This is a genomic window from Bacillus cereus (assembly GCF_015071065.1).
In the GTDB taxonomy this organism is placed as follows: Bacteria; Bacillota; Bacilli; order Bacillales; family Bacillaceae_G; genus Bacillus_A; species Bacillus_A cereus_BA.
This window is the reverse complement of record NZ_VOVA01000016.1, coordinates 69168-91685: the sequence shown is the minus strand read 5'-3', so window position 1 is coordinate 91685 and position 22518 is coordinate 69168. Positions and strand designations below refer to the sequence as shown.

Here is a 22518-nt window from a genome sequence, read left to right as displayed (position 1 = left end):
AAAATGACTGTCTTTTTTATTATGCGTGTGCTGAAGCAAATAATGATTCCATCTTTACTTTTCCTTTTTCTCTAATTTCAGCATTTGCATGTTGCATGACAAACTTATGAGCCAAGGCAATTGCTAAAACATCATCTAATAAACCAATTCCGATTATCGCCGCTATATCTGGAATGAAATCAATCGCCCATACGTAATAGGACAAAGCAGCTAATATAATGAGTTTAGCTTTAATAGGTAACCCTGTCTTTTTCAAAGTGTAGTATAAAATAATACTTTCATACACACTAGATTTACCTATATTTGCTGAGCTTTTTTTGAATTTTTTCCAAAGTGTCTGTTTCTCCATATAAACACTCCTTTTACAAAAACATAGATTTTTTAAAAGGATAGACAAAAAAGAGAAAGAATAATCAATTTCATCATTTTTTCCTATTTGTACATTTCGATAAGTATAAGTGAATACCTGTTCAAAATGAAATAATGTTTGTTAAGCGAAGGGAAAATGAAATGACTCACATTGATTTGCTATATGGCATGTATAATAAAATGTATGTGGATGATTCAGTTATTATTAAATATTTATTATGCGGTATGGGGGAAGAAAAATGAAGATAATAGAATTACCAATTGAATTCGAATTTAACGGGCAAAAACAATGTATTTATCCGAGTTTAATTATATTACATAATGAATTAACATTAGTCGATACAGGATATACAAATTTTTTACCTTTAATTGAAAATGAAATATTAAAACATGGGTATGAGATGAAAAACTTAAAAAATATAATTATTACCCATTATGATGATGATCATATAGGAGCTCTATATGATTTCAAAGTGAAATATCCTCAAATTAATGTTATTGCTAGTGAAATTGAATCAAACTATATTAATGGTGAAATGAAATCAGAGAGATTAGTTCAAGCTGAAGAAATGTTAGAACGCATGCCAAAAGAAGAAAAAGAATTTGGCGAATGGTTTATACAGCAGTTAAAAAATATAAGACATATTTCCGTTGATGAAAAGGTATATGATGGTCAAATGATTTTGAATAATGAGTGTCAAATAGTAGCAACGCCAGGACATACTTCGGGGCATATTTCATTATATTTTCCGAATTTAGACTGTGTAATTACGGGAGACGCAGCGGTTCAAGAGAATAGTGAATTAGTTATAGCTAATCCGAACTTTTGTTTAGATATAGAAAGAGCGGAACAGTCTTTGAAGAAGATTAAATCTCTTAAAGCAGAAAGTTATTATTGCTATCATGGAGGAAAACTTATTTTATAATTATTGTATAAAATAATAAAAAAACCTATCTTTCCTATATCGGAAAGATAGGTTTTTCAATTCATAGATTCTGCAATATGAATTAAATCATTAGCATTGTATTTTCCTTTTATATGTAGTTTGTTACCAATTGCGATTTTATATTGAAAACCGTCTTTCTGAAATATAAGCTCATATGCTAAATCAAAATGAGAATTATATAATGCTTTTATATTATTTTTTAAATTGTAGAACGTAGTTCCTTTATGTACATATTGGTCTAATTTATTTTGAACTGGTGAAATAGTGATTTTTAAAATCCCATTAATATCTTCATTATTGTAATGTAGTTCTAAGTAATTGTTATAGATGTAACCGTGAAATTGCTGAATTTCAAATGGGAATATGGAAGCATTAATAAAATCTGAGAAAAAGCAAAAAGAATTTGTTCATCTAGTACACGATGAATATAAAAAGAGAAGGTAAGAATTTTTTTATTTTTCATATTTGGCGAAACAAATGGTACAATGAAAGCTAATGTGAAAAATAAGGAAAAGAAGTGGTCAATATGAAAAACTTTTTAGAATTAGGAATTAGTGAAACTTTTAATCATACATTACGTGAAAATGGAATCACAGAAGCAACGCCAATTCAAGAGAAAGCTATACCGGTTGTTATGTCAGGTAAAGATATAATTGGTCAAGCTAAAACAGGAACAGGTAAAACACTTGCATTCGTTTTACCGATTTTAGAGAAAATTAATCCAGAGTCAAGCGATGTTCAGGCTTTAATTGTTGCGCCAACAAGGGAACTGGCACTACAAATTACAGCTGAAATTAAAAAGATGCTTGTTCATAGAGAAGATATTAATGTGCTTGCGATTTATGGCGGGCAAGATGTTGCACAGCAATTGAGAAAACTAAAAGGTAATACACATATTGTTGTAGCAACACCAGGACGTTTACTTGATCACATACGACGTGAAACAATTGATTTAAGTAATCTTTCTATGCTTGTACTAGATGAAGCGGATCAAATGCTTTATTTCGGTTTCTTATATGATATTGAAGATATTTTAGATGAGACACCTGATAGTAAACAAACGATGTTATTCTCAGCAACGATGCCAAAAGATATTAAAAAATTGGCGAAGCGTTATATGGATGAACCGCAAATGATTCAAGTACAAAGTGAAGAAGTAACGGTAGATACAATTGAACAGCGTGTCATTGAGACGACAGATCGTGCAAAGCCAGATGCACTTCGTTTTGTTATGGATCGTGATCAGCCATTTTTAGCAGTTATTTTCTGTCGTACAAAGGTTAGAGCAAGTAAGCTTTATGATAATTTAAAAGGACTAGGTTATAATTGTGCTGAACTTCATGGTGATATACCTCAAGCGAAACGTGAAAGAGTTATGAAGAGTTTCCGCGAAGCTAAAATTCAGTACTTAATTGCGACTGATGTAGCAGCTCGTGGACTTGATGTAGATGGTGTAACGCATGTATTTAACTTTGATATCCCTGAAGATGTAGAAAGTTATATTCACCGCATTGGCCGAACTGGACGTGCAGGTGGATCTGGTCTTGCAATTACGTTTGTTGCAGAGAAAGACGAAAGATATTTAGAAGAAATTGAAAAAACACTTGGTGCACCCTTGCAAAGACAAGTAATAGAGCAACCGATGATAAAGCATGTAGACGAAAATGGAAAACCGCAAAAAAAGCAATTTGATAAACCGAAGAAGACAGGACAATATCGTCAAAGAGATAGCCGTGAAGGTTCAAGAAATGATAAACAACAATCGTTTAATAAGCCAAGTAATAAGAAAAGTAGTGGGAAGCAAGGTCAGCAAAGACGCGGGCGTTAAATTATGAAGTTGTAATCGGGATGAAGAGATTTATCGTTTGTTGATAGGAAAATCGATATATAATAAAAATTCCTGATACAATTATTCATGCAGAAGGAGTCACAAAAATTTGTGGCTCTTTTTTGTATTCTATGATTAGGTTGTTACGTATTTACGTCATAAGTGTAATTCTGATAATTTCATTTACCGTATTTAAAATAATTTAAAAAATAAAGAAAGAATAAAATGTGAGGTTTTCTTTGTTTGAAAGTTCTAAAAGATATATAATAATTTTCTGACTATTAAAAATGGAGGGGTATAAATGAAAAATGAAATGTTACAAACTCAAGAAGATATTTTTAAAATGCTTGATTCATTATTAAGACCTGCAGCACCATTTTGGAATGAATTTTATGAAAATAGAGAAAAGAATGTTCCATTTTTTGAAAACGTTCCGGATGAGAACCTAGTTTCGTATGTACAAAAAGAGAGGGTTTCCAAAGTGAAAGTATTAGAGCTTGGATGTGGACCAGGCAGAAATGCAATTTATTTAGCGACAGAAGGATTTGATGTAACAGCAGTGGATTTATCTATAGAAGGCATAAGTTGGGCAAAAGAAAGGGCATTAGAAAAAGGAATAGAAATTCACTTTATTTGTGATTCAATTTTTAATTTAGATGGTCATAATGAGTTTGATTTTGTATATGATTCCGGCTGCTTGCATCACATTCCCCCACATAGAAGAATGAATTATGTGGATTTAATTAAAAACGCATTAAAATCGGGTGGTTATTTCGGATTAACATGTTTTGCAGCAGGCGATTTAGATGAGCGGAATGGATCGGAAATAACGGACTGGGATGTGTATAGAGGGTGGAGTTTGCAAGGTGGTCTTGCATATTCAGAAGAAAAGTTAAGAGAGGTATTTAAAGAATTTGAAGTAATTGAAATTAGAAAGATGAAGCAAATTGAACAACCGAATGAAATGTTTGGAGAATCATTTCTTTGGACAGCATTATTTAAGAAGAAATAAAAAAGTAGATAATTGACAAAATCATAGTTTTTATAGACAATATAATTACAGGAATATACGTTCGGTTTTGATTATCCGGACCTATATTAAGTATTAATACATAACGAGAGGATGTCTCTAAATGAGTAACACAAATCAAAAAATTACTACGTTTTTAATGTTTGAGGGTAAAGCTGAGGAAGCAATGAACTTATATACATCACTGTTTGATCAGTCAGAAATTATAAGTATCTCTCGTTACGATGAAAATGGACCTGGTAAAGAGGGAACTGTAATTCATGCAACTTTTACGTTAAATGGCCAAGAGTTCATGTGTATCGATAGTTATGTAAAGCATGATTTTACATTCACTCCATCTATGTCTCTTTATGTAACTTGTGAAACGGAAAAGGAAATTGAAACAGTTTTTAATAAACTAGCGCAAGATGGAAAAGTTCTTATGCCTTTAGGTTCCTATCCGTTTAGTAAAAAGTTTGGTTGGTTAAATGATAAGTATGGTGTATCTTGGCAGTTAACGCTTGCTGGAGATGAATAAGTAAAATAATATGGTAACATTAACGTCATAAAAAAGGGATGATTCAAGACTAATATGTATCATCCCTTTTTGTTTTACATCTGTCATCGATTCTTAATGACGTTTCATCATTATTACCAAAGAAGAAAAACCGCCGTTATTCAATGAGATTTTAAATAGATTTAGTTACCGGTTGTATTTATAACAACTTTAGGGGTGTTTTTTAAGTTTTTTATATAATATAAAACTGCTAATTTAATTTTTCAGCTTATCTAGTAATGGAATTCATTAACTGGAAGAAGTATTCAGGTTTATGAGTCTTATTTAGGTTATACCATGAATGTAACGTATCTGGTGCAAATACATCAATTTTTTTCAGTACTTCCATTGCAAATTCTAGAGGAGCTACTCCTGATGCAGTAATCAAATTTTCATCACATACTGCAGGTTCCATCTTATAAAGTTGTTCGCCTTTATAATTAGGACAAACCATTTTAATATATTCTAAATCATTGCTTGTATGTTTTCTAGAATCTAGGTATCCGAAATTAGCTAGTCCCTCAGTTGCACCACAAATGGCAGCAACAATAGTGCCAAGTTTTAACGCTTCACCAATTTTTTTCAAGATAGGGTGATGAATGCTTTCTCCCCAAGTAGTCCCTCCAGGTAACACTAAAAGATCGTTACTCTCAAGAGTACATTTATCCAGAGAAATATCTGGTTTTATGCTCAGTCCTCCCATCGTAGTAATAATTTCATTAGTAGTTCCTACTGTAATTACCTTTAAAGAGGCTAAATCTTTTTTGAAATATCTTCCTGAGTTTAGTTCTGCAATTAAATGTCCATATTCCCAGTCTGACATTGTATTAAATACATAAAGATAAACTTTTTTTGTTTGCATAAAATAACACTCCAATCACAATTGAATTTTTCGGGAAATATTAATAAATAAATTTTACAATATTTATCATCTGAATGTAACCAATTTCCTTAAGAAGTTTTTTAAAAGTAATTTGGAGACTTTATTTGATGGTATGGTTTGTGAATTAAACAACCTTTAAAAAATATAATAGTTGAAATTTGTTGGTTTTAGAATGAAGAAATTAGGCTCAATATACCAACTAAATTATTCATAAGTGAATTGTGGTATAATTTACATACAGGGGGAAAGTAGATGACACAAAATAAAGAAGAACAGATGAATGAGGCATTAGCATTATTTTACTTTGCATATAAAACATTTACTGAAAAGCCAGATGAAATTATAAAAGAGTACGGTATACAGCGAGTACATCACCGAATTTTATTTTTTATTGCACGTTTTCCAGGGATAAGTGTAAATGAGTTACTATCGCTATTAGAAATAAGTAAACAAGCTCTTCACGGACCACTTCGTCAACTTGTGGAAAAGGGACTTATTGAGAGTAATGAAGCTACACATGACCGCCGTGTGAAACAGTTATCTTTAACAGAAGAAGGTACAGATTTAGAGAAAAAACTGAGCGATGTTCAAAGGATGCAAATGGATGCTATTTTTTCAAAATTTGGTGAATCATGTGAAGAAAATTGGCATCAAGTTATGAATGAAATGGCAAATAGTCGTTCAGGTTTTGATGCATGGATGTCGAAACGGGAAATATCAGTCGATCAAAAATAATGAGAAAATATATCTGTTTTTATAGTTTGAAAAAGAACAAATTTTATCCAGGCATTTGGCAACTATGGATAAATCATAGAGTGAATGGATAAAAAGTTACATTACTAGATACTTTATACGTGTACGCGATGGAACAATAAAATTCACATTTCCGAGAGGGGAATTATAATGATAAAACTTGTACTTATTCGTCACGGACAAAGTTTATGGAATCTTGAAAATCGCTTTACTGGATGGACTGATGTAGATTTATCAGAGAATGGATTAAGTGAAGCAAGAGAAGCAGGAGCAATATTAAAGGAAAATGGTTATACTTTCGATGTTGCTTACACATCTGTATTAAAACGAGCAATCCGGACTTTATGGATTGTACTGCATGAAATGGATCTTACTTGGGTGCCTGTACATAAATCGTGGAAACTAAATGAAAGACATTATGGTGCACTACAAGGATTGAATAAAGAAGAAACTGCAAAAAAATATGGAGAAGAACAAGTTCATATTTGGAGAAGGAGTGTTGATGTAAGACCACCTGCTCTTACTGAAGATGACCCTAGATATGAAGCGAACACTCCAAGATATAAAACACTTCAAAAAGGTGAATTCCCATTAACTGAATGTTTAGAGGATACGGAGAAACGAGTGCTTAATTATTGGCATTCAGAAATTGCACCGTCATTAAAAAGTGGTGAGAAAGTAATTATTTCATCTCATGGTAATACAATTCGCTCGCTAGTGAAATACTTAGACAACCTTTCAAATGATGGAGTGGTTTCATTAAATATTCCAACTAGCATTCCGCTTGTTTATGAATTAGACGGAAATTTACGTCCGATTCGTCATTATTACTTAAGTATGGATGGAGAAGTACCTGAAGGGGAAATTCCGAAACATATTTCTTTTTAACATGAAAATTTGTAACGCATGCTTGTCTACATATACAATGTAGACTCATGATAAAAGACGCGGCCTCTTTCTAATGTATATGCGATGTAGCTAAATTTAGAAGCTTGTCCACGTCTTTTGTCATAAAGAGAGCTGCTTGCGCATGTAATGATATCGTGAGTAGTTTTTGAATGGAGGGTGATGTAATTGACAATCTCTAACATTCGAATCGGCTTATTTATTTTAGCGATCATTTTTGTAGTTCTTGTTTTCTTTTATTGGAGAAATGAAGAGTTATATGAAGAGAAAAAGCAGAGAATTCGAAAAACTTGGTATGGATTATTCATAACATCAGTCACAGTTTATTTCATGATAAAAGGAATCGATTTAACCCTCTGGAAAAACTTATTAATGTTTACTGCGATGGTCATTTTCGTTGATATTGCGTTTATTTTAACACCTAACATTTCGGAAATATGGGGAGCGAAATTTAGCGATATCGGTAAAACTGTTCAATCCATAAAGCGGTCATTAATCGCTTCAAAAGCAAGAGGAGAAATATATACGAACATTATCCAAAATATTAATCCAGCAGCATTTGGGACGATGGAATGGCATACGGAAGAGGAATATACAAAAAGCTTAAGCACATTTTTAGATTCATATGGGGAAAAAATTGGAGCGAAAATTGTTGTATTTGAAGCAGCAAATGAATTAAATACGGGCTTTCGTGGTATTCGCTCTCAATTTAGTATTACAGTACCTTTAGAACATATAGAGCAATTAAATGAACAAAAAGCAGTACAAGTAGAGAACGTTGGGATTATACCAGCAAAAATAATGAATGATGTTTTTATAGTTATTGATGGGAAGAAGAATAGCCTACAAGATCGAGATTTTGAAAATGTATATAATTTAACAATACATCATAGTTATTTTAGTAAGTAGGACAGAATCATTTTTCTGTCCTTTTCTTCTATACATAAATTCAAAACAAAATACGACAAAGTTGAATAAAATGGGACAATCATTCCTACACTAGCACGTAGAGGTGATTGTAGTGATAAAGGATTATGACAATGATTTTTTTAAAGAAGATGATGAGGATGCAACAGATTTCTCTTTAATAAAAGGAGATACTTTGCAGCAAGTAGAAGAGTTAGAAGAAGAATTAAAAAGAAAATCATAAGTGTACAACTCTGTCTGCATTTGCTATATAATATAAATAAAAGGTTGTATCTTTTTGAAAAGGGGGAGAAGAGATGGCTGAAATCAATGTACAAAAGTCTTCGTTTTTTAAAGAAAAAAAAGAAGAAGCAAATACAGATTTCTCTCTTGTGAAAGGTGCATTAACGGAAAATATAAATCGGTTAGAAAAGCTTATGAATAATGGTAGTTCAAAATATATAAGAGTGAAAAGAATAAAAGAAAATGCATAGAGCATTTTCTTTTATTTTTTAATCTGTTATTTACAGATTAGTTTCAATTTAGTTAACATTAAACTTTTCTTTTACTTTTTCAGGTAAATCTGCTTTCTGAATTTCTTCATAGGACTTCACTTCAATAGATGATATTTCATTTTTATCTTTATCATCTTGATCTACATAAAGGCGTAAAAACGCATTTTCATTTAATTTTTGGTCGTTTTCTTTTTTTGTACTTCTAAATGTAATTTGTTTTTTTACTCCGTCTTCATCGTATGCGGGCAACGTATAGTTCCGTAAACTTCTGCCTTCTACTTTTTCGATAGCGCCTTCACCTGTTATCTGTACGTAATATACATCCTTACCAATTCTATTTAGTGATGCTCTCTCACACCCAATAGTAAAACTTGAAAATAATAAACATAGTGTAATAACAGCAAAAAGCTTTTTCATATTCTTTATCACCTTCAATTTGTTTCTTTAAAAAGTATACGGCTATTTTTAAAGTAGAAAAATCGATATAGATTACAACACTCTTAAAATGTTGTAAGAGTGTTGTACATAAAATGAACAATATATATATAATATTAAAAAAGTTAAAAGAAAGGTAAAATAATGAATCATGGTATAATGATAAAAGACTTACATATTATTTTGTCATTTTGAGAGGAGCTTAAAAATGTTTTCTACTTTAGAACAATTAACAAAGCACCCTGTATTTTATCATTTTGCAGAAATTTCAAAGATTCCTAGAGGATCGGGTAATGAAAATGAAATTAGTGATTATTTAGTGGGCTTTGCAAAAGAGCGTAACTTAGAAGTGATTCAAGATGAAGCATTGAATGTCATTATAAAAAAAGAAGCAACTACTGGTTATGAAAATGTACCAGCTATTATCATTCAAGGTCATATGGATATGGTATGTGAAAAAAATCAAGCAACCGTACATGATTTTGAAAAAGATCCAATTGAATTACGAATTATTGGGGACATGTTATATGCAAATCAAACGACTTTAGGAGCTGATAATGGTATTGCTGTTGCATATGCACTGGCTTTATTAGATGCATCAGACATTCCGCATCCAGCACTTGAAGTAGTTATTACTACTGAAGAAGAAACGACAATGGGCGGAGCTTTCGCTGTTGATTCAAATCATTTTGAAGGAAAGATTTTTATTAACATAGATTCTGAAGAAGATCATAAATTACTTGTAAGTAGCGCAGGTGGTGCGAAAGCTGTTGAAACAATTCCAGTAATTTGGGATGAAGTGCCAGCGAATATGGATGCATACCGTCTTTATGTTGGTGGTTTAAAAGGCGGACATTCTGGTATGGAAATTGATAAACAACGCGGTAATGCGAACAAAGTATTAGGACGAGTATTACGTGATTTATCAGCAAATATTCAATTTGATATAAGTGAGGTTCACGGCGGATTAAAAACGAATGCAATTCCTCGTGAAAGTGTAGCTACACTCGTATTACGTACAGAAGATGTAGAGAAAGTAGAAGAAAAACTAGTATCATGGACAAGAGTATTACAAGAAGAAATGCGTGCTGTTGATCCAGATGTTCATGTAACACTTACAAAATTGGATAAAGCAGTAGAAAAAGTATTTGCTAAAGAGACACAAAAGCAGCTTATTTCATCATTATTCTTAATTCCGAACGGCATTCAAAGTATGAGCATGGATATTAAAGGTCTAGTAGAAAGCTCAACAAATTTAGGCGTTATTGAAACGTTGCAAGATGAAATTAAATTACGTAACGAAGTGAGAAGTTCTGTAAGTAGTTTAAAACAACATGTTGCAGATGAAATTAAATGTATTGCCGAATTAGTTGGTGCAACATTTGAAATAGAGTCAGAGTATCCAGAATGGCCATACAATCCGAATTCACAGATTCGTAATTTGTTTGAAAAAGTGCATCAAGAAAAATACAATAAAGATGTTGAAATCTTTGCTGTGCATGCAGGGATCGAATGTAGTGTATTCGTTGAAAAGATGCCTGACTTAGATGCAATTTCATTCGGTCCAGATATATTCAACGTTCACACTCCAGATGAGCATATTAGTATTTCTTCTGTTGTGAATAATTGGGGATTCTTCGTTGATGTAATGAAAGGAACGAAAGAGTTAGTTAAGTAATAATGATGAAATGAAAAGTAGCCTATAAAACTTTATAGGCTACTTTTTTTGTATAGAGTTTTATTAGAAATTCATTTTTACGTTAGTAATTAATTCTTGCTTTTATTTCTAGAGGAGATTGTACCAAAGATTGCTCCGATTAAAGACAAAAAAATTGCATTCCATGCTGCAAATGACATTATTACACCTCCAAATAATTAATTATTGTTTCTTAGCCCTTTGAATAGAAATGATAATTGCAACACCTATTAAGAAAATAAGAGGAGACCAAGAAAAGAAAGACATGTAGTATTCTCCTTTCAACATTAATTTTAAACCTTTATATAAATAAATTATCGCATGTTTAAAAAGTGAACATATAGAATATGCAATATTGCATATCGAATTGTAGAACATAAAGAAGTGAAAACGGTTAGTGAATAAAAATGCTAATTGATAAAGAAAGTAAGGATTTCTTCTAGCCTTAAAAAGGGGAAACGATCAAAAAGCCCCACTTATAATGGGGGCTTTTAAAGTGGTCTTTGTCTAATAAAAATAGTATTTAACATTTAATTAATGGTGAAATTAACGTTAATTATTTTGAGATTTTAAAGCTGCCCCCATAATAATAATTTTCTCCAAGTTTCATAACAGCTACATATGTTCCTGGATTATAAACCTTAGTAATGGGCGTTACAAATCTACCATCATTATGTGTTATACCTGAGTCGTAAATGGTTTTATATCTATGCAAGTTTATTTCATCATTTTCATTTCCACTCAATTGATATATTTTTACAATGCCAGTATCCTTACCACCAGTATATATTTTAACATCGAATGTATCTCCATGCTTTAAGTCACCAACTGCTAACTCTTCTAAAAAATCTGCATTATGATGTAATAAAAAATAGTTTTGCCACCGCCAAGTATCTGAAAATCGTGATTCTTTTTGTGAAAGTTGCGATTCAGCAGACACAGGTGTGATTGTACTAATTGTATTCGAAAATAAAAATCCTCCAACAGTCAATGCGCCAATAAGTGTTGATTGCCTTAAAAGTTTCATCTTCTAAACCTCCTAATTAATAAAGGATTCAGAAATCATTTTTGTGAAAAACTAGCTGTGAAATCTAATGGATGATAATATCTTCTATAATCATATTAACATTTATTGATTTGTCAGACAAATTAATGAATAATAAAATTATATCGAGGGAGTTAAGGCTAATATAAGAAAGAAGTTAGATGTATAGCTAAGAAATCTTTATTATATGTAATTGGGATTTATTATTTGAAAACTCGATTATTTTAATGCTGAAATTTCAATTCACACAACATAAGTTTTAGTACATAATTTTACAATTTGACTTATGTAATTTATCACGTTATGATTTTTTTATTATAAAAGAAAGGCTTGAATATAATGATTCGTCGTTTGAAAAAGCTAAAAAATGTTGCAGTCGTATTAAGCTTCTAAGTGAATTACAAAAATCTATAATACTTAGAAGCGAGGAATAAAGTTATGAATCATCCATTATTTAATCATTGGTCAGAAACGAAGTATTTAAAAGATATAGTAACAAATCCACTCATTGAAGTAGGAGAGTACTCCTATTATTCTGGGTATTATAGTCATCAAAATTTTGAAGATGGCTGTGTAAGGTATTTGTGGGGAGACGCTATGTCCCGAGCGCTTTTCAATCCAATTGAACAGATGGGATGGCACCTTGATAAACTCATTATTGGAAACTATGTTTGTATTGCAAGTGGAGTAGTCATATTAATGGGTGGTAATCATAATCATCACTCAGAATGGATTACAGTATATCCATTCGCTGAGCAAATTGAACAATCATATGAACCGAAGGGTGATACAGTCATTAAAAGTGATGTTTGGATTGGAATGAATTCTATAATAATGCCTGGCGTTACAATCGGTGAAGGTGCTATCGTTGCAGCAGGATCTGTCGTAAGTAAAGATGTTCCCCCGTATACAATAGTAGGTGGAAATCCTGCTAAGGAAATAAAGAAACGATTTACTGATACAGAAATGAATATGCTAATGGAAATGCGTTGGTTTGAGTGGGATAGAGAATTGATTGAGAGGGCAATTCCTCTTTTAGCTAGTCCAGCAATTGAACCACTATTTGCTTTTTATAAAAATGAAGTGAAAAATAAATAAATCAGTTAGAAAAACTACATCCTAAATAGGGTGTAGTTTTTTATTATTTGTACTAGAAACAATTATGAAATAATCTCCCCATAATGGTTTAGTTTTTATAAATTATCTTAAGAAAAATTAAGAAATATAACCAGTAGTTCTTAATATGTTTTATTTATAATTCAAATGATTGCACAAAATTGTTTCTTCATTTTCCCTTCAAGGTGTTCCATCACGAAGTATTCGCCAGCAAGTAGAAAAAAGGTAGCTCATATATTAGAAGTTTCAGCGATATTCCAAAAGTATTCACTTGAAGTATCTGGTGGACAGCAACATGAGCCGGCCATTATACAGTTTATAAAATCTGCAGCAATGATTCTTTTTTTGAGATAACGAAAAGGGATTTTTTTATGCAATTCATTTTGTTTTCTTAACAAAATACCTAGTGCTTTCTTATCTTAAAGGGGAACAAATTTATTACTTATATTGTCTATTACGTGTATTCCTAAAAATGGATGTCCAAATTGAATACAATATACCCCGTTTGATATCTATTTTTATGTATTGCAAAAATATGAAAGGACTTATTATTTTGAAAAATAAAAGGATATATATTGGTGGGGTACAAGTTTAATACTTTTACAGATGAGGCATTGCAAGTGGAAACGAAAAGGAAACACCCCAAACGGTAGCTTATCAATCATAGAAATGTAGGAGGATATATATGATAAAACCAGTCGTAGACGTAAAAAACATTCAAAAAGTGTACGGTAAAAAAGGTGAGAATCAATCACACGCATTAAAAGGTGTTTCATTCTCGATTCAAGAGGGGGAGTTTGTAGGAATTATGGGGCCATCTGGTTCTGGCAAAACAACATTATTAAATGTAATTTCGACTCTTGATAAAGCGACAGGTGGCGTTATTGAAATTGCAGGAACGGATATTACGAAAATGAAGCAAGGTGAGCTTTCTGATTTCCGTTCGCAAAAGTTAGGATTTATTTTCCAAGACTTTAATTTATTAGAGAATTTATCTATTTACGAAAACATTGCACTTCCACTATCTCTTCAAGGTGTCCCATCACGAAAAATTGGGCCGAAAGTAGAAAAGGTAGCTGATATGTTAGGGATTTCAGCAATCCTTCAAAAGTATCCATCTGAAGTATCTGGTGGACAAAAGCAGCGTTCAGCAGCAGCACGCGCGTTAGCTCATGAACCAGCGATTATATTAGGAGACGAGCCAACAGGAGCTCTTGATTCTAAAAATGCAACCAGTTTACTTGATGCCATGACAAACTTAAATAAAGAGCAAGGTGTATCTATTATGATGGTTACACATGATCCGTACAGTGCAAGTTACTGTCAGCGTATTTTATTCATTCAAGATGGTGAGTTATATAAAGAAATTCACCGTGGTGGTAAACGTGAAGAGTTTTATAAAGAAATTTTAGACGTGCTTACAGATTTAGGCACACAAAAAGCGTAAGAAAAGGGGTTTAGGCATGTTATTTAAACTTTCCATGTCAGGGTTAAAAAGTAAGTTGCAAGATTATATTGTCTTACTTGTTGGTCTTATTGTATCTATTTCAATTTTCTATATGTTTCAAACGTTAGCACTAAATAAAGGGTTCCTTGAATCTAATGCACATGTGGATCCTATTGTATATATATTCCACATTGGTTCCTTTTTATTAGCAATTGTAACATTTTTTTATATTTTATATGCAAACTCTTTCTTATTATCTCTTCGCCAAAAAGAGTTTGGCATGTACATGATGTTAGGAGCAAAAAAGCATAAAGTTACCTTACTTATGTTTATCGAAACAATCGTATTAGGTGCCGCATCTCTTGTAATCGGAATTGCAGTTGGTGTAGGACTTGCAGAAGGTATCGGACAGTTATTAATGAAACAATTGGAATTAACTGGTGAAGGTTACAAAGCATTTTATATTCCATCTATGGTTGTTACTTGCATCTTCTTCTTTGCTTTATTTGTACTATCAGCAAGTATGAATGGTATTAAATTGTCACGTATTTCCGTATTACAACTTGTACATGCAGATGGACAAACAGAGCATGTCGCGGTAAAAGGAAAAATGACAGCTGTAGTTGCATTCCTTGGTCTGATTTTGCTAGGTATTGGCTATGCATCACTGATCTATATACCACATGAAAAAGATCTAGGAACCGTTCCTAAATTAATGGCTCTTGGATTAATCACAGCAACAGTTAGTACTTACATGTTATTTGGATCACTACTCCCAGTTATGATTAGAAAGTTAAAGAGTAATAAAAAACGTAGTGAAAAAGGGCTTAATGCTTTTACTTTTGCCCAATTAAACTTCCGTATTAATGGCCTAACAAATGTGCTTGCAACGGTAGCGATCCTAGTGGCTCTTGGCGCTGGTGGAATTGCGTGTGGTCTGGCATTTAAAAACGACGTTCTAAAGCAGACTGATAAAGGAACAATTTACGATTCGGTAGTTCATAATCCAACAGCGGAAGAAAAAAACTTTTTGAGTGGTATCTTATTCCAAGAGAAGCTTGAATATCGCTATAAAGTAGATGGTAAGTATGTTTATTATATAAAAGAAGATTTAGAGAAAAATCGTCCTTTAGTAAAAGATAGAAAAAATGGGAAGACGATGAAAGTTTCAGAGGGAATTCCCATGGATGCATTTGCACTGTCAAGACAATGGGGTAAAGATGATGGGAAACCAAAACAATGGAGCGACGCTTTCCAAACAATCCAGCCAAAGTATATGCATCCTGATCATAAAGTAAAAATTGTCGATCAAAACATATACGATAGTATAAAAGGTACAGAAAATACGGTGTTTATTGGGAAAACAGATGATTTTGGATCATACATAAAAGAATGGGAAAAAATTGATGAATTACAGGTAGCGAAATATAAAAATGTGAAAGCGGAAGAACTGGATAGTAAGTATCAAACATATAATATGAATCATGGTTTAGCCAGCGGACTAATGTTTATGGGTTTCTTTGTTGGAATTGCATTCTTAGCAATGATGGCAAGTTGCTTAATGTTTAAAATTCTATCCGGTGCATCCAAAGATAGTACACGTTATCAAATGCTTCGTAAAATCGGTGTTCGCCGGGAATTATTAATACAATCGATTTATAAGGAGTTATTCTTCGTATTTTTAGTCCCAGCAATTGTGGGTATTACTCACATATTAGTTGGTATGAACATGTTTGGCCCTCTTTTAATTGATCCGTATTTTCGGATTTGGTTACCAATTGTTATTTTCATAGTGATTTACTCGAGTTACTACTTGATTACAGTTCAATTGTATAAAGGACTTGTACTTCCGAAAGAAGATTAATGTAATAATGTTATGTATACTAAGTATCAACATAATTGGCCTCCGTTTTGATGAAGTGAAAAAATACTATGTAAGCAAAATAGAAAGTGAATTTGAGATACAAATATGCAGCAATGAGCGGCAGAAAGTGTTAGAAGAAAAGTAAATGCAAGTAGGGGGCGCATTTCATGTATAACTTACAAGAAGTTATGTGTGAGCAATTAAAAGAGAAAAATACTATTCTTTCTATATCTTAATAATGAAGAGGCAAGATAGCATGGTTTCTACATTGAGTACTACTTTATCCTCATTTGTAGGAACGCTTGCACTATCCCCTTACAATAAAATTGAATAATCATCCAATATAAATTGTTAACTATAATCGAAATTTTGATAGTAAGGAATAATTATCAAAATAATATCTTGTATTCATTGTATTTATTATAGTTATTATTTCAAATTAGGTCTGCACCAAAAGAGTGTTAATAAACATAAAACTTGTAAACCTTATTCATCATAAGGATTATCGTTTTAGAAAAGGAGTGTATGTTGAAAAAATTTTTGAAGATAATTTTAATCTTATTAGTAATATTTATAGGAAGTATGTTGGGAAGCATAATTTTAAATAAAACATATCATACAGAGTTTAAGTCTTTAGATAAAACGGATCAAAACATGTTAAAAGAATTAGCTACTATTTATAAGAGCTTTGAAGAATCGAGTGATAAACTTTGGAATGAAGATTATCGCTTCGAAAAAATGCCATTGGTTTTGATACGTGGTAATAAAGACGGGGGATTCTTTAGACAAGAAGCTTATGCAGTTAATGTAACGGGATTAGAAAATAGTATTTTTGCAAAGGAAATAAAAGTCTCAAATTCTCTGCATCTACCTAAAGTCTATCGCTTAACTCGTTTTGATTTTAGAACTATTTCTACCTGGATTCCTTGGAACTTTGGGATAATAAATATTAACGATATGGATGTGTTTTATTTGAAATATTATCCTAAAATGTTTAGTAATCCAGATTTATATTTTGATTTTTCGTCTTTCTTATTACATGAAGCTTTTCATGCTTATAAACAAAAAGATTGGACATATGATGCAAATGGTGGAGAGTCTATTCACGAATATCCGATTAATAAAGAAAATTACGCGCTAATGGGATTAGAATTTAAGCTATTAGATAAAGCAATGATTGATACGAACTCAGAAAGTATTAATCAGGCATTATATGATTGGACAATTGTACGTAACTATCGCTATAAAAAATGGCCTCAATTAATTGGAGAAACAAAAACTGAAGCAATAGAAGGTTCAGCACGATACTTAGAGTATCGTTATAGTAAGTTAACTGGTGGGAATCTTATGGTACTTGCAAAGAAACAGAATCCATATCATGTTACTTTTATGGAGGCGTTCAACTTCATTGCTAATGGACAGGCAGAATCTCCAAGATTTTTAGAGCGGAATATGAGATATGAGACTGGTTCAGCTCTTGAATTAAGCATGGACAAAGCAAATATTCCATGGAAAGAAGCTATTGAAGGTAGTGCAAACAAACAAGGAAAGACACCATATGAAGTATTAAATACGTACTTTAATATAAATAATACGCCCACAATTGAAAATAAAATCAAAGAAATTAAAGAGAACAATAACTATGAAACACTTTTAGAACAAGGAGAAAAACTGGTGAAAATAAGTAACGAGTAAAGAAAATAAGATTTGAAAAAGAATTTCCTTTAAAGGGCGTATTGAAGAGGATTCTTTTTTTATTTTATAAATTATATACACTACCGGTGTAATCAAAAAAAATTAATTAAAAGAAGAAATATCAAAACAATTATTTTTTATTAAAAGCTAAATTTAATGAAGAAGAAAACTTATTAATTGTAAATGGATCTAAAGAAAATTTAGAACAATATTTAAGACGGTATCTCTTATACCGATTATGTTATTTTTGATCTTTCAATTATTAGTTTACAAAAAGAGAGGATAGAAATGTACCACCTGATTATGTCTTTAGTTGTTCAATGCGAGAAAAATGTGGAGGAATAATATGGAGTCAAAAATTCTTATTGTTGATAATGATAAAGAGATTAGGAATCTTATCTCTGTTTATTTGGAAAATGAAGGTCTGAAAACTCAAAAGGCAGAAGATGCTATTGAAGCTTTAAAATTGTTAGAAGAAAAGAAGTTCGATCTTATTATTTTGGATATTATGATGCCTAATATGGATGGTATTGAAGCATGTATGAAAATTAGGGAAGAACGAAATATGCCTATTATCATGCTATCTGCAAAGGCAGAGGATATAGACAAAATTCAAGGGCTAGCTTCTGGTGCCGATGATTATTTATCAAAACCGTTTAACCCGTTGGAGTTAATCGCTAGAGTAAGATCCCAATTAAGAAGATTTAAAAAATACAATACGCATACAGATAATAATAAAAGCATCTTAGAAATTGGTGATTTAACCGTGAATACAGATACACGTCAAGTATGGGTAAGAGGAACGGAAGTAAGACTAACTCCAAAAGAGTTCGATATACTCAAACTACTTGCTTGTAACAAAGGGATTGTCCTCAGTGTGGCAAAAATATATGAAGCAGTTTGGAAAGAGGTTTTTTATAAATCGGATAATACTGTCATGGTGCATATTACAAAAATAAGAGACAAGATTGAAGAGGATTCTAAACATCCCATTTATATTAAAACTGTTTGGGGAATTGGGTACAAAATATGAAGAAGGTTAGTTTTAGAAATAAGATAATTATAAAACTTCTTGCTGCTGTTGCAGGTAGTTTTTTTATTTCGTTTGGTTTTACAATCCTCATTTTTCTATTCATCATAGATCCATTATTTAAAAAATACGACCATTTTGGTATGTTTGAATTCACTGTCGCAATGTTGCTCTTATTCGCGTTCGCAATCTTTACCTTTATAATAATTTTTTTGATATTGGTTCGAAAGAAAATAGTATATTTGAAGCTCATTTCTGATAATGTGAATGATATTGCCAATGGAAAACTGGGTTTGACAATTGAGATTGAGGGAAAAGACGAATTGACCCAACTTGCTCAAAATATTAATTATATGTCCAAGGAATTGGAGAATACATTTGAACAGGAAAGACGATTGGAACGTACAAAAAATGAACTCATAACCAATGTATCTCATGACTTACGCACACCATTGACATCTATTATCGGCTATGTAGATTTATTAAAAAGAGGGCAATATGACAGTAAAGCACAATTACAGGAGTACCTCGAAACCACTTATTTAAAATCACAGAGATTGAAATATCTAATTGATGAACTATTTGAGTACACCCGTTTATCAGACATCGATGCCAGGTTAAACCTTAATGAAGTTGATTTATCAGGTTTGTTGGAGCAAATAGTTGGAGAATACACTCCTATATTTGAAAAGGAAAGTTTAATTGTTCAAAAATCAATAACGGAAGAAACAATAACTATTTTCATGGATGTAGAAAAAATGGTACGTGTTTATGAAAATCTGTTTATAAATGCGATAAAGTACAGCATGAAGCCATCCGAATTATCAATATGTCTTGAAGTAATAGATAATAAAGCAATTTTGAAAGTATCAAATAAAGCTGAGAAACCACCTGTTAGCGATCCAAATAAATTGTTTGAGAGATTTTTCAGGGGTGATAAGGCCAGAAAAGATAATCAAGGAAATGGACTGGGACTCGCTATCTCAAAAAGAATTGTTGAACTTCATAATGGTAATATACATGCAGAATATAAAGAAGGTTGGATATCCTTTATTGTTGAACATCCGATCATATAGAATGGCTTATGGAATGAAAGGTTCCATAAGCTTTTTTAAAACTTAAGAAACTTCTTAAGTTAATAATTCAAGTAGGCCATTCATAGTAGACATGATACTGATAAGTTGATTTATTTATCATTATAAAGTAATTAATCGAATAAAGGGGAAGTTCATTGATATGAATAATGTAAGAGACGATAGTAAATTTAGCAACCAGTGTGTTTCGATATTCAACCGGGGCACACTGGTTTTATTTTTTTATAAATGTGGAACAAATGTATTACTTAGATTGTCTATTAAGTGTAATCCTAAAAAATATGAAAGTACGAATCAATTTGAAAAATACAAAGGTATTAAAAAGAGGGATGTGTGTGGGAATACTAAGTGTCAGTGTGCCTAAAAGGGTGGGATGAGATGTTCTATATGAAAGTGGTCCTAATGTCTTATATGTATATAGATTTTGATAACGCTGTCTATTTTTTGAAGGATTATGTTAGAATAACGTTTTTTTGAGTACAAAGATATTGGAGGTAACAGAAGTGAAAGGTATGTTTTGCAAGAGATTTATTGCAATAGTAACAGTGCTTACACTATTTTGTAGCATGGTCGTTACATTTGGAAGAGCATCAGCGGAAACAGTTCCTGCTATAGACGTAGAAGCAGGATCAGCAATTTTAGTAGAAGTAAATTCCGGGAAAATTTTATATGAAAAAAATGCAGATGAATTATTAGCAATTGCTAGTATGACAAAAATGATGAGTGAATACTTAGTCCATGAAGCGGTGGATAAAGGAAAACTCAAATGGGATCAAAAAGTTAAAATTTCTGAATATGCATATAAGATTTCGCAAGATCGCTCATTATCAAACGTTCCATTAGAAAATGGTGGCTCTTATACGGTTAAAGAGTTATATGAGGCAATGGTAATTTATTCTGCAAACGGTGCAACAATTGCTTTAGCTGAAGAGATTGCTGGAAAAGAAGTCAATTTCGTGAAAATGATGAACGATAAATCAAAAGAGTTTGGAATGAAAAATTATAAATTTGTAAACTCTACAGGTTTAACAAACCATGATTTAAAAGGACATCACCCAGAAGGGACAACTCCAGACGAGAAAAATAAGATGTCCGCAAGAGATTGTGCGATTTTAGCACAACGTCTTATTCAAGATTTCCCGAAAATATTAGACACAGCAAAAATCCCTAAAAAAACATTCCAAAAGGGTGGCAAGTATCCGATTGATATGACGAACTTTAACTGGATGTTAAAAGGTTTAATTAAGCAATACGAAGGTGTAGATGGCTTGAAAACAGGAACTACTCCAGAAGCCGGAGATTGTTTCACTGGTACAGTAGAAAGAAACGGTATGCGTCTAATCTCTGTAGTGATAAAAGCAAACTCTCATACAGCACGTTTTGATGAAACAAAGAAATTATATGATTATGGATTTGCGAATTTTGAAGTGAAGAAGGTCTATGGAAAAGATTCAGTAGTAAATGGGCATGAAACGGTGCGAGTAGCAAATGCAAAAGACAAAGATGTAGTAGTTCAAACGAAGCAAGTTGTTTCACTTCCAATGCCAAAGAGCAACAAAGACGTTTATAAAAAAGAATTTAAAGTATCAAATAAAGAACAAGAAGCACCTATTCAAAAAGGTGTAACAATTAGTCAAATGATTATATCGCCTAAAGATAGTACAGATCCTGGGTTTTTATCAGGTAAATCATTACAAGTAGACCTTGTAACAAAATTTGATGTAGAACAAGCTAATTGGTTTACACGTTTTATGCGCGAAATAGAATCTTACTTTAGTAGTATGTGGGATAGTGTGGTTGATATAGTAAAAAGCTAACTTTATAGAATAAAACAAAATATTTGCTTGAAACAAAAGGGTTGAAAGTAGTGTAGATTCTTATGTGGATGGCTTGGAATGGAAGATTGCATTTATTCTCCAATTTGGTTCTTCGGAACTTTTGGTATTGCTATCAAGCTAAAATAAATTTGTATCCATATAATCAAAAAACGCTATTCTTTTTGTAGAAATATACAATAAGGATAGCGTTTATTATGAATCTTTCGATTTAAAGGATTCTGGTGCAAGGTTAGTTTAATAAAGTTACATGATGGAAAAACATTCATTATTCCATCATGTGACAATAAAAAATTAATATCTGGTACTTATTTCTGTTATCAAATTTTATAAAAATTTAATAACATCTTTTCTTTCTATTAAATATTTTGTTTTAAATTAATTATATAAAGAAATGGAGGCCAAAAAATGAATTTTTTAAAGAAGTTTAAGTATCTTTTTATAGCGTTTATCCCTTTGTATATAGTTATTCTTTAATTTCAAGCGAATAGAAAACAAAGTATTCGAGAAAAAAGTACGATTTTTATGGATGGTACAAACTTTCTCTCTTACAAAAAATGTACCAAAATTGATAAAAGTGAATGTTACA

General features: G+C 31.7%; 22 protein-coding genes and 1 pseudogene. 18 read left to right on the top strand and 5 right to left on the bottom strand.

The genetic code is table 11. From position 1 onward, the window contains the following. Positions 1 to 19: 19 nt before the first annotated feature. A complete protein-coding gene (locus FT637_RS24270) occupies positions 20 to 349 on the bottom strand; it encodes a YkvA family protein (protein ID WP_105587408.1) in 330 nt (109 codons plus the stop codon). Between the two features lie 259 nt (positions 350 to 608). On the opposite strand from FT637_RS24270, the gene FT637_RS24265 reads away from it, so the two are divergent. Further along, complete coding sequence (locus tag FT637_RS24265; RefSeq protein ID WP_193648461.1) at positions 609 to 1295, top strand: MBL fold metallo-hydrolase; 687 nt, start codon at positions 609 to 611, stop codon at positions 1293 to 1295. A gap of 56 nt (positions 1296 to 1351) precedes the next feature. Here the strand turns inward: FT637_RS24265 and FT637_RS30075 are convergent. Continuing rightward, positions 1352 to 1678: pseudogene (locus FT637_RS30075) on the bottom strand (hypothetical protein); the annotation flags it as partial. 155 nt (positions 1679 to 1833) lie between these two features. On the opposite strand from FT637_RS30075, the gene FT637_RS24260 reads away from it, so the two are divergent. The 3 genes from FT637_RS24260 to FT637_RS24250 all read left to right on the top strand — a co-directional run bounded on the left by FT637_RS24260 (position 1834) and on the right by FT637_RS24250 (position 4691). Next, the gene (locus FT637_RS24260; protein WP_193648460.1) at positions 1834 to 3144 is read left to right on the top strand and encodes a DEAD/DEAH box helicase; all 1311 of its coding nucleotides are present in this window, start codon (positions 1834 to 1836) and stop codon (positions 3142 to 3144) included. 301 nt (positions 3145 to 3445) lie between these two features. Next, positions 3446 to 4156, top strand: coding sequence for a class I SAM-dependent methyltransferase (locus FT637_RS24255; protein ID WP_193648459.1), 711 nt, complete (start codon positions 3446 to 3448; stop codon positions 4154 to 4156). A gap of 121 nt (positions 4157 to 4277) precedes the next feature. After that, positions 4278 to 4691 (top strand): VOC family protein, encoded by a 414-nt coding sequence (locus FT637_RS24250; protein WP_193648458.1) that lies wholly within the window; start codon positions 4278 to 4280, stop codon positions 4689 to 4691. A 247-nt stretch (positions 4692 to 4938) separates the two neighbouring features. Here the strand turns inward: FT637_RS24250 and FT637_RS24245 are convergent, their stop codons facing one another. Continuing rightward, positions 4939 to 5571 carry a type 1 glutamine amidotransferase family protein gene (locus FT637_RS24245; protein ID WP_193648457.1) on the bottom strand — a complete coding sequence of 211 codons (633 nt, stop codon included), beginning with the start codon at positions 5569 to 5571 and terminating at the stop codon, positions 4939 to 4941. A gap of 273 nt (positions 5572 to 5844) precedes the next feature. Here FT637_RS24245 and FT637_RS24240 point away from each other — a divergent pair, with 273 nt between their 5' ends. The 5 genes from FT637_RS24240 (at position 5845) to spoIISB (ending at position 8651) form a co-directional block, all read left to right on the top strand. Then, a complete protein-coding gene (locus FT637_RS24240; RefSeq protein WP_193648456.1) occupies positions 5845 to 6327 on the top strand; it encodes a MarR family winged helix-turn-helix transcriptional regulator in 483 nt (160 codons plus the stop codon). Positions 6328 to 6495: 168 nt separating this feature from the next. Beyond that, positions 6496 to 7233 carry a 2,3-diphosphoglycerate-dependent phosphoglycerate mutase gene (gene gpmA, locus FT637_RS24235; protein ID WP_193648455.1) on the top strand — a complete coding sequence of 246 codons (738 nt, stop codon included), beginning with the start codon at positions 6496 to 6498 and terminating at the stop codon, positions 7231 to 7233. A 186-nt stretch (positions 7234 to 7419) separates the two neighbouring features. Further along, positions 7420 to 8160, top strand: coding sequence for a type II toxin-antitoxin system SpoIISA family toxin (locus tag FT637_RS24230; RefSeq protein WP_193648454.1), 741 nt, complete (start codon positions 7420 to 7422; stop codon positions 8158 to 8160). A 112-nt stretch (positions 8161 to 8272) separates the two neighbouring features. Further along, on the top strand, positions 8273 to 8401 hold the full coding sequence (locus tag FT637_RS24225; protein WP_141533590.1) for a D-alanyl-D-alanine carboxypeptidase: 129 nt from the start codon (positions 8273 to 8275) through the stop codon (positions 8399 to 8401). A 73-nt stretch (positions 8402 to 8474) separates the two neighbouring features. Next, positions 8475 to 8651 carry a stage II sporulation protein SB gene (gene spoIISB, locus FT637_RS24220; protein WP_193648453.1) on the top strand — a complete coding sequence of 59 codons (177 nt, stop codon included), beginning with the start codon at positions 8475 to 8477 and terminating at the stop codon, positions 8649 to 8651. Between the two features lie 48 nt (positions 8652 to 8699). Here spoIISB and FT637_RS24215 read toward each other — a convergent pair whose 3' ends face one another. After that, positions 8700 to 9089, bottom strand: coding sequence for a YxeA family protein (locus tag FT637_RS24215; RefSeq protein ID WP_193648452.1), 390 nt, complete (start codon positions 9087 to 9089; stop codon positions 8700 to 8702). A 226-nt stretch (positions 9090 to 9315) separates the two neighbouring features. Here FT637_RS24215 and pepD point away from each other — a divergent pair, with 226 nt between their 5' ends. Continuing rightward, positions 9316 to 10785 (top strand): beta-Ala-His dipeptidase, encoded by a 1470-nt coding sequence (gene pepD, locus FT637_RS24210; protein WP_193648451.1) that lies wholly within the window; start codon positions 9316 to 9318, stop codon positions 10783 to 10785. 574 nt (positions 10786 to 11359) lie between these two features. Here pepD and FT637_RS24205 read toward each other — a convergent pair. Next, a complete protein-coding gene (locus FT637_RS24205; protein WP_193648450.1) occupies positions 11360 to 11830 on the bottom strand; it encodes a DUF5065 family protein in 471 nt (156 codons plus the stop codon). Between the two features lie 456 nt (positions 11831 to 12286). On the opposite strand from FT637_RS24205, the gene FT637_RS24200 reads away from it, so the two are divergent. The 8 genes from FT637_RS24200 to FT637_RS24165 all read left to right on the top strand — a co-directional run bounded on the left by FT637_RS24200 (position 12287) and on the right by FT637_RS24165 (position 21911). After that, positions 12287 to 12946 (top strand): CatB-related O-acetyltransferase, encoded by a 660-nt coding sequence (locus tag FT637_RS24200; protein WP_193648449.1) that lies wholly within the window; start codon positions 12287 to 12289, stop codon positions 12944 to 12946. A gap of 165 nt (positions 12947 to 13111) precedes the next feature. Continuing rightward, the gene (locus FT637_RS30700; protein ID WP_413773244.1) at positions 13112 to 13318 is read left to right on the top strand and encodes a hypothetical protein; all 207 of its coding nucleotides are present in this window, start codon (positions 13112 to 13114) and stop codon (positions 13316 to 13318) included. A gap of 331 nt (positions 13319 to 13649) precedes the next feature. Further along, on the top strand, positions 13650 to 14411 hold the full coding sequence (locus FT637_RS24190; protein WP_193648448.1) for an ABC transporter ATP-binding protein: 762 nt from the start codon (positions 13650 to 13652) through the stop codon (positions 14409 to 14411). Positions 14412 to 14427: 16 nt separating this feature from the next. Then, complete coding sequence (locus FT637_RS24185; RefSeq protein ID WP_193648447.1) at positions 14428 to 16275, top strand: FtsX-like permease family protein; 1848 nt, start codon at positions 14428 to 14430, stop codon at positions 16273 to 16275. 528 nt (positions 16276 to 16803) lie between these two features. Further along, a complete protein-coding gene (locus FT637_RS24180) occupies positions 16804 to 17970 on the top strand; it encodes a hypothetical protein (RefSeq protein WP_193648446.1) in 1167 nt (388 codons plus the stop codon). 346 nt (positions 17971 to 18316) lie between these two features. After that, positions 18317 to 19003 (top strand): response regulator transcription factor, encoded by a 687-nt coding sequence (locus tag FT637_RS24175; RefSeq protein WP_193648445.1) that lies wholly within the window; start codon positions 18317 to 18319, stop codon positions 19001 to 19003. Further along, positions 19000 to 20076 (top strand): ATP-binding protein, encoded by a 1077-nt coding sequence (locus FT637_RS24170; protein WP_193648444.1) that lies wholly within the window; start codon positions 19000 to 19002, stop codon positions 20074 to 20076. The genes FT637_RS24175 and FT637_RS24170 overlap by 4 nt, the downstream gene beginning before the upstream one ends. A gap of 521 nt (positions 20077 to 20597) precedes the next feature. Next, positions 20598 to 21911: a D-alanyl-D-alanine carboxypeptidase family protein gene (locus FT637_RS24165; protein ID WP_319805965.1), complete on the top strand. Its 1314-nt coding sequence runs from the start codon at positions 20598 to 20600 to the stop codon at positions 21909 to 21911. The last annotated feature ends 607 nt before the right edge of the window (positions 21912 to 22518 follow it).

Bases quoted from the DNA above. Each gene is read 5' to 3' on its own strand.
- FT637_RS24190 (WP_193648448.1), top strand. From the start codon at position 13,650: ATGATAAAACCAGTCGTAGACGTAAAAAACATTCAAAAAGTGTACGGT.
- FT637_RS30700 (WP_413773244.1), top strand. From the start codon at position 13,112: ATGATTGCACAAAATTGTTTCTTCATTTTCCCTTCAAGGTGTTCCATC.
- pepD (WP_193648451.1), top strand. From the start codon at position 9,316: ATGTTTTCTACTTTAGAACAATTAACAAAGCACCCTGTATTTTATCAT.
- spoIISB (WP_193648453.1), top strand. From the start codon at position 8,475: ATGGCTGAAATCAATGTACAAAAGTCTTCGTTTTTTAAAGAAAAAAAA.
- gpmA (WP_193648455.1), top strand. From the start codon at position 6,496: ATGATAAAACTTGTACTTATTCGTCACGGACAAAGTTTATGGAATCTT.
- FT637_RS24200 (WP_193648449.1), top strand. From the start codon at position 12,287: ATGAATCATCCATTATTTAATCATTGGTCAGAAACGAAGTATTTAAAA.
- FT637_RS24240 (WP_193648456.1), top strand. From the start codon at position 5,845: ATGACACAAAATAAAGAAGAACAGATGAATGAGGCATTAGCATTATTT.
- FT637_RS24255 (WP_193648459.1), top strand. From the start codon at position 3,446: ATGAAAAATGAAATGTTACAAACTCAAGAAGATATTTTTAAAATGCTT.
- FT637_RS24245 (WP_193648457.1), bottom strand. From the start codon at position 5,571: ATGCAAACAAAAAAAGTTTATCTTTATGTATTTAATACAATGTCAGAC.
- FT637_RS24250 (WP_193648458.1), top strand. From the start codon at position 4,278: ATGAGTAACACAAATCAAAAAATTACTACGTTTTTAATGTTTGAGGGT.
- FT637_RS24175 (WP_193648445.1), top strand. From the start codon at position 18,317: ATGGAGTCAAAAATTCTTATTGTTGATAATGATAAAGAGATTAGGAAT.
- FT637_RS24270 (WP_105587408.1), bottom strand. From the start codon at position 349: ATGGAGAAACAGACACTTTGGAAAAAATTCAAAAAAAGCTCAGCAAAT.
- FT637_RS24215 (WP_193648452.1), bottom strand. From the start codon at position 9,089: ATGAAAAAGCTTTTTGCTGTTATTACACTATGTTTATTATTTTCAAGT.
- FT637_RS24185 (WP_193648447.1), top strand. From the start codon at position 14,428: ATGTTATTTAAACTTTCCATGTCAGGGTTAAAAAGTAAGTTGCAAGAT.
- FT637_RS24265 (WP_193648461.1), top strand. From the start codon at position 609: ATGAAGATAATAGAATTACCAATTGAATTCGAATTTAACGGGCAAAAA.
- FT637_RS24170 (WP_193648444.1), top strand. From the start codon at position 19,000: ATGAAGAAGGTTAGTTTTAGAAATAAGATAATTATAAAACTTCTTGCT.
- FT637_RS24205 (WP_193648450.1), bottom strand. From the start codon at position 11,830: ATGAAACTTTTAAGGCAATCAACACTTATTGGCGCATTGACTGTTGGA.